We start from the raw sequence: 1,647 nt of genomic DNA, 5'->3' as shown, positions 1-1,647 counted from the left end.
GTGCGCAAGATTCCGGTCATGGGCGAGGTGGGGGAGGAGTGGGCCAGCCACGCCGAGCTGCGCCTGGAGGGGGTGCGCGTGCCCAGGGAAAACCTGCTGGGAGAGCGCGGCAGGGGCTTTGCTATCGCCCAGGAGCGGCTGGGACCCGGGCGCATCCACCACTGCATGCGCTGGGTGGGCATCGCCCAGCGGGCCCTGGAGCTCACCTGCGCCCACGCGGCCCGGCGCGAGCTTGCCCCTGGCAAACCCCTGGCCTTGCGCCAGGCCGTGCAACACCTGATCGCCGAGTCGCAGGCCGAGGTGCACGCGGCCCGGCTCATGGTGCTGGATGCCGCTGAGAAGGTGGAAAAGCAGGGGGCCGAGCAGGCCCGGGTGGAGATATCGGTCATCAAGTACTTCGTGGCCGGGGTGCTGCAGCGGGTCCTGGACCGGGCCATCCAGGTGCACGGCGGGCTGGGTATGTCCGACGACACCCCGCTCGCCTACTTCTACCGCCACGAGCGGGCCGCCCGCATCTACGACGGGGCCGACGAGGTGCACAAGACCGTGGTGGCCCGGGCTTTGCTCAGGCCGTACGGGGTGGAGGTTTCGCTCTAGGAGGAAGGCCGTGCTCGACCAGCCCGCGCCGGTTCGCCAGGGGGAGGAGCTCAACCTGGAAGCCCTCCGGGCCTACCTGCTGGAGCACCTGCCCGGGGCTTCGGGGGAGCTGGAGGTCTTGCAGTTCCCCCGCGGCTTCTCCAACCTCACCTACCTGCTTCGCCTGGGCGAGCAGGAGCTGGTGCTGCGCCGCCCGCCCTTTGGGGCCAACATCAAGACCGCCCACGATATGGGCCGGGAGTACCGCATCCTGAAGGTCCTGAGGCCGGTCTACCCCAAGGTGCCGAGGCCCCTCCTGTACTGCGAGGACGAAAGCGTACTGGGGGCTCCTTTTTACGTGATGGAAAGGCTGCACGGGGTCATCCTGCGCAACCAACCGCCGGAGGGCATGACCCCGGCCCGGATGCGGGGGGTTTGCGAGGCCGCGCTGGAGGCGTTGGTGGAGCTGCACTGCCTGGACTACGTGAAAGCGGGGCTGGGCGAGCTGGGCCGGCCCGAGGGCTATGTGGAGCGGCAGGTACGGGGCTGGGGCGAGCGCTACCAGAAGGCCCGCACCGAGGAAATCCCCGGCATGGAGCGGGCCATGGCCTGGCTGGCCGCCCACATGCCTTCGGCCTCGGGGGCAGCCCTCATCCACAACGACTTCAAGTACGACAACCTGATGTTTGCCCCCGACCTATCGCGGGTGGTGGCGGTGCTGGACTGGGAGATGGCCACCCTGGGCGACCCCCTGATGGACCTGGGCACCACGCTCGCCTACTGGGTTGAGGAGAGCGATCCCCCCGGGCTCAAGGCCTTTGGGCTCACCCACCTGCCGGGCAACTACAGCCGGGCCGAGCTGGTGGAGGCCTACGCCCGGCGCACGGGCCGGGACGTGACGGGTATTCTCTTTTACTACGTGTTCGGCCTGTTCAAGGTGGGGGTTATCATGCAGCAAATTTATGCCCGCTACCGGCGGGGCCTAACCCAGGATTCGCGTTTTGCGGGGCTGATTCATCTGATCCGCGAGATTGGGGAGATGATTGACCGGGCGCTGGACACCGGCCAGGT

At 68.3% G+C, this 1,647-nt stretch carries 2 protein-coding genes; both read left to right on the top strand.

Annotation, left to right across the window (positions count from 1 at the left end; genetic code table 11):
- Positions 1-597: acyl-CoA dehydrogenase family protein (locus tag DV704_RS12075; RefSeq protein WP_255419456.1), on the top strand; the 597-nt coding region annotated here is incomplete at its 5' end.
- Between the two features lie 10 nt (positions 598-607).
- Positions 608-1,647, top strand: a 1,040-nt coding sequence (locus DV704_RS12070; protein ID WP_147279608.1) for a phosphotransferase family protein, incomplete at its 3' end; no start/stop codon positions are given.

It is taken from the genome of Meiothermus sp. QL-1 (assembly GCF_003351145.1).
In the GTDB taxonomy this organism is placed as follows: domain Bacteria; phylum Deinococcota; class Deinococci; order Deinococcales; family Thermaceae; genus Meiothermus.
The sequence above is the reverse complement of the archived record's forward strand: the minus strand, read 5'-3'. Positions and strand labels throughout refer to the sequence as shown.